The organism is Nitrospira sp. BLG_2 (genome assembly GCF_049222245.1).
Genome location: NZ_JBLYIG010000209.1, coordinates 1 through 5,146, shown reverse-complemented (window position 1 = coordinate 5,146; position 5,146 = coordinate 1). Strand labels below are relative to the sequence as shown.

The window sequence follows — 5,146 nt, the reverse complement described above, 5'->3', positions numbered from 1 at the left end:
ACATAATCGGGGCTGAGGACTCCGCCCGCCCGTTCTCGCCGAACCAGGAGACGCTCAATGGTCGCGGATTGGGTCTTGCCGAGAATGGGAATGTCGACCGTGCGGAGCGGCTCTTTCGAAACCGCATGGTCGTCCACCGAGGCATAGCCCGGGAGCATGATCTTGACATCGTGTCCCCGACGAGCCAGTTCGTTCGAAAGACCGGTGACCATGTCCCCTAACCCTCCGGTTTTGGCAAGGGGTACCGCCTCCGATGTCACCATAAGAATATTCATTGGGTTTGGGTCGGCCTGTCCGCCTGCAGAAATGGATGGTTAGGGCGCGGAGGATTCCAGACGAGTTTTGAACAAGGCCTCTCGCTGCCAAATTTTTCCCATTGCTCGGATGTGATCCCTCCCCAGTGACTCACGATACACCAGGCGCTCCTGATAAAACCCGAGCACTGTCTCCCGCTCCTCATAAGCCAAAAAGATGGCGTCCCCGTACACCGTCGAGAGGTCCCAATTGGGGGGAGACTCGCCGACCTTCACACGAAAATGAGGCATCCAACTCGCATCGGACAACACGAAGAACTGAGTCGGCTGGACAGATTGATAGGTCGGCGGCCCCCACTCGAAGAGCACCGCCTGTCGCGACACTTTGTGCACCGGTAGCCCACCTTCGACGATGAGACGCCGCTGCTCGCTCATTGACGGCAGACCGCTGCAGCCCAGACAACCGACACTCAAGACCATGACCCAACATATCGGATGGAGTCGCAGACCATGGAGCCTCTGACGTGTCATTCCTTCGTCCTTGCGCGATCGAGTCGTTTACAGCAGTCGGCGACTTTTTGGTTCTTCCGGCTTCACCGGCTGGCAAATATCGCACTGGCATAATCGACGCAACAGCGAAAACGAATAGATCCCGCTCTCGTGACCGTCGCTAAAGGTGAATTTCAACGCATAGCGCCCGATCGGCTCCGCATCCTGCAACATGATGAGGAGAGGGACATCATCCGGCTGGAGTCGCCGTTCACCGGTCCACTCGTCGACACAGGCCGCACATGGGCAGTGTTGCCGCAGGAAACGAACGGGATAGACACCGTGATGGCCGTCGGTCCACTCGATCCCGAGCACGCCCTTTTCCAGCCACTGCATGTCTCGCGGTTCCAGAGCCAGCGCGCTCATAGCCTGATTCCTATTTACTCCGCGACGATTCGACGCATGGTGATGAGCGTGAAGTTCCTCTCACAACGCATTCACACACGAGGCCTCCATGCATCGAGCGCCGGCAATCTTTTCCCCGCGACCACGGTGGCAAACGTGTCGATCGCGGCTTCCAACTCGGCGCGGACTCCTCCTTCCGCTCGCAAGCGGGACATGAGCGGAATCGGCAGCCTGACGGCCTGTTGCAGCAAGGCAAGCGTACCCGCAGAAAGGAGCAGGCACGGGGCCGATTGACGAGCGAGACAGACCGCGCAGACCATCCCTCCCGACCGGGCGGAAAAGTGGCGGCTGACTTGCTCCAACCGCCTGCCACAACCGGCACAGAGATCGATCTGGGGGCGAAATCCTGTTTGCCCGAGGATCCGGATTTGAAAGAGGACCGCCATCATCATCGGATCCCGGCTCAACTGGACGGCTTGAAGCCCGGCCTTCAGCGCTTCGAAAATTCTCGCATCCGCGTCTCCTTCCGCCGTCACCGCCGCCACGATATTCACCAGACGCGCCGCCGCGGCCATCCGATCGAGGCTCTCCCGCAGGGCGAGAAACGGCTCTTCGATATCGACGTGCCGAATGCGATACAGCGCGTCGTTCGGTTTTTCGAACAGCGACAGGCGGGACAAGACGAACGGCTCAAGCCCGCCTCCAAACTGGCTCTTTTGGCGGCGGGCTCCGCGGGCCACGCCGCGAATTTTCCCCACCCGAAGGGTAAAGAACGTGACGATTCGGTCCGCCTCACCCCACTTTCGACTCTTGAGCGCGATGGCCAGGGTATCAACAAGCGGCATGGGTCAGGCACAAGTCGCCGGACGGTGCAAGCACATGGGCGGACTTAGCGCAGGTAATCGATCAGGAGCGTCGCCAAGGTCAAATAGATGGTGATCCCCGTAATGTCGTTGGCAGTCGTCACAAACGGGCCGGCCGCCACCGCCGGGTCGACGCCGCTCCGCTTGAGAAGAATCGGCATGAACGTCGCCATGCTGGTGGAGACCAGGAACGCGACGATCAACGACATCCCCACGACCATTCCGAGATATCCCTGTCCATGCCAAGCCCACCCGACAAACGTCAAAAGGAGGCCGCAGGCCAATCCCAACAGAATTGCGACACGGATCTCGCGAAAAAACACCTTCCAGGCGTCGGCCTGCTCGATTAAGCCGGTCGCCAACCCCCGAATAATCAGCGTGGATGACTGAAGACCGACATTGCCACCCATCGCCGCAATGACGGGGATGAAGCTGACCACCGCAACCACTTCCTGAATGGTGTAGCGAAAATACCAGAGGATCGCGCCGGACAAGAGACTACCGAACAGATTGGTAAACAGCCACGGAAACCGGAGCTTCGCCGCCGCCAGGCTGGATGATTTGGACAACACGTCCTCTTCCAATGCCCCGGCCATTTTCAACATATCCTCCGTCGCCTCTTCCCGGATCACGTCCACCACGTCATCCACCGTAATAATCCCGACGAGCACATGTTCCCGATCGACCACGGGGATCGCCAGGAGGTTATAACTCGCGACTTGCCGCGCCACCTCCTCCTGGTCCATATCGACCATCACGCTCATGACATCCCGCGTCATAATGTTCTTGAGCGGGGTCCCGGGCGGGACCGTCAAGAGTTGCCGCAGCGACAAGACCCCGACCAGATGATCATCCTTGTCGGTTACATAAATATAGAACACGTTCTCGGCGTCGCTGGCCTGCTGGAGCCGACGGATGGCTTCCTGAGCCGTCGCGTCCTCCGGCAAGGAGAAGAACTCCGTGGTCATGATGCCGCCGGCCGTATCCTTGGGATACTGAAGAATGCCGGCGACCTCGGTCGACACGTCAGCTTTCATCAACGCCAAGGCATCTTGGGCCCGCTCCGGCGGCAGAACGCCCAAGATATAGGCGACGTCGTCCGATTCTTGATCTTTCAACAACCAGGCAAGATCCGGGGCCTGCAAGTCCGCCACGACTGCGTTGATGCTATCGGCGTCGAGTTCGCTCAGGACAAGCCCGCGCTGCTTCTCTCCTCGCACCAATTCGAAGATCGTTCGCTTGTCCTTGGGCGAAGACAGATGGCCGATCACCCGGGCAATGTCCGCCGAGTGCATGCGCCCCAACATCCGGGTGAGATTCGTGATCGCCCCGCGCCGCAGCAATTTCTGTACGCTGGCCAGCAGCAGGTCAAACTTCGATGGCCCTCGCTCCCCGCCCTCCCGAGCGGGAGACGATCCGGGGCCCTGCCCGGACTGCGCGGGCGTGTCTCGAACCGTGTCTTTCTCGGTCGGGAGTGTGGACATGATGCTAATAACCCAGTTCGGCCAGCAGGCGCTCATCCTGCCGCCATTCTTCGCGCACCTTCACCCAAAGTTGAAGAAAGACCTTCATTCCAAACAACCGTTCCATCCCCAGGCGGGCATTCGTGCCGACCCGTTTCAGGCGGGCTCCATGCTGGCCGATCAAAATACCCTTATGGGAGTCCTTCTCGACCAACACCGTCGCTCCGATTCGCGCGAGCCCCCCTTCTTCCTTGAATTCCTCGATGTCCACCGCCACCGAATGAGGCACTTCCTCCTCGGTCTCGTGCAAGATCTGCTCGCGAATCAGCTCGGCGGCGAGCATCCGCATGGTTTGATCCGTCAACATGTCGGCCTCATAGCGAGGCTCGCCTTCCGGCAACGCCTCGACAGTGGCGGCCAGCAGCCGGTCCACCCCGTCGCCGGTCTTAGCCGAAATGGGAATCAAGGCCGTCCAGGGATACAACCGATTGTAGGCATCCAGCAACGGCAGCAGCAGCGGCTTGCGCACCATATCGATCTTGTTGAGCACGAGCAGGACCTGGCGCTCATGGTTCTTCAGCGCCCGGCGGACTTCCTGCACCACCGCCTGGTCAAGGTGGGCGGTTCGTCGAGCCGCATCCACGACCACGTACACGACGTCACCGGCATCGAGCGTGTCCAGCGTCGTCTGCACCATGCGGGTGTTCAACCGATCCTGCGGCCGGTGCAGGCCTGGCGTATCCAGAAAGGCAATTTGCGCCTCCGGCAAATGCGCCACGCCCAAGATTCTGGTTCGCGTCGTCTGCGGCTTGTTCGAGACGATCGCCACCTTCTCGCCGAGCAGCCGGTTCAGCAGCGTCGACTTGCCGACATTCGGCCGCCCGATGATGACGACGGTGCCCGACTTCATCGCGGTACGACGCTTCCGGCGCCAACCGAAGGAACGGACGGCGCCAATTGATAGACCGTTTCTCCCTTGCGCACGAACCCCAGTTGCTCGCGCGCCAGTTCCTCCAGCCGCTCGGGATCATAGCGAAGCCGGTCGACCTCCAGGTGCAGCTCCGCATTCTTGACCTTCAACTCACGGATCTCCCGCTCCAGTTGCTGTTCCTGGTTGCGCATGGCCCAATATTGCGGAATGCCCATGTCATCGAAGAAAAACGACATCACGAGCAACAGCCCCACCGCCACCGCAATGAGTTTGCCCCACTCCGACGCGCGTTGTTGGCGGTCGAGATCCGACCGCCCGCGGTTGCGCTTAATCACGTGCATGCGTCACAAACCGGCCGGGATCGCCCGTCGTCCGAGGTACGTCGCGGAAGCCCCCAGTTCCTCCTCGATGCGGAGCAATTGATTGTACTTGGCCATTCGGTCCGTTCGGGACAAGGAGCCTGTCTTGATTTGTCCTGTGTTCATGGCGACCGCGATATCCGCAATGGTCGTATCCTCTGTTTCACCGGAACGGTGGGACACCACCGCGGTATAGCCGGATCGTTTGGCCAGTTCGATGGCGTCGAATGTTTCCGTGAGCGACCCGATCTGGTTCACCTTGATCAGGATCGAGTTGGCGATGCCCTCGCGAATGCCTTTGGAGAAAATCTCCACATTGGTCACGAACACATCGTCGCCCACCAACTGGACCCGCCGGCCCAGCGCTTCGGTGAGGAGTTTC

The 5,146-nt window shown here is 60.2% G+C and carries 7 protein-coding genes and 1 pseudogene; all 8 read right to left on the bottom strand.

Going from position 1 to position 5,146, the window contains the following annotated elements:
• A partial coding sequence (locus ACOSYY_RS05840; RefSeq protein WP_421661325.1) for a glycogen/starch synthase occupies window positions 1-263 on the bottom strand: 263 nt, incomplete at its 3' end.
• A 51-nt stretch (window positions 264-314) separates the two neighbouring features.
• Complete coding sequence (locus ACOSYY_RS05835; RefSeq protein ID WP_421661324.1) at window positions 315-785, bottom strand: hypothetical protein; 471 nt, start codon at window positions 783-785, stop codon at window positions 315-317.
• Between the two features lie 27 nt (window positions 786-812).
• Window positions 813-1,169, bottom strand: a complete 357-nt coding sequence (locus tag ACOSYY_RS05830) for a gamma-butyrobetaine hydroxylase family protein (protein ID WP_421661323.1) — start codon at window positions 1,167-1,169, stop codon at window positions 813-815.
• A gap of 71 nt (window positions 1,170-1,240) precedes the next feature.
• Window positions 1,241-1,993, bottom strand: a complete 753-nt coding sequence (recO, locus tag ACOSYY_RS05825; RefSeq protein ID WP_289269316.1) for a DNA repair protein RecO — start codon at window positions 1,991-1,993, stop codon at window positions 1,241-1,243.
• A gap of 44 nt (window positions 1,994-2,037) precedes the next feature.
• Window positions 2,038-3,495 carry a magnesium transporter gene (gene mgtE, locus ACOSYY_RS05820; RefSeq protein WP_289269317.1) on the bottom strand — a complete coding sequence of 486 codons (1,458 nt, stop codon included), beginning with the start codon at window positions 3,493-3,495 and terminating at the stop codon, window positions 2,038-2,040.
• A 4-nt stretch (window positions 3,496-3,499) separates the two neighbouring features.
• On the bottom strand, window positions 3,500-4,384 hold the full coding sequence (era, locus tag ACOSYY_RS05815; protein WP_421661322.1) for a GTPase Era: 885 nt from the start codon (window positions 4,382-4,384) through the stop codon (window positions 3,500-3,502).
• A complete protein-coding gene (locus tag ACOSYY_RS05810) occupies window positions 4,381-4,746 on the bottom strand; it encodes an FtsB family cell division protein (protein ID WP_421661321.1) in 366 nt (121 codons plus the stop codon). The genes era and ACOSYY_RS05810 overlap by 4 nt, the downstream gene beginning before the upstream one ends.
• 3 nt (window positions 4,747-4,749) lie before the next feature.
• Window positions 4,750-5,146: pseudogene (gene eno, locus ACOSYY_RS05805) on the bottom strand (phosphopyruvate hydratase); the annotation flags it as partial.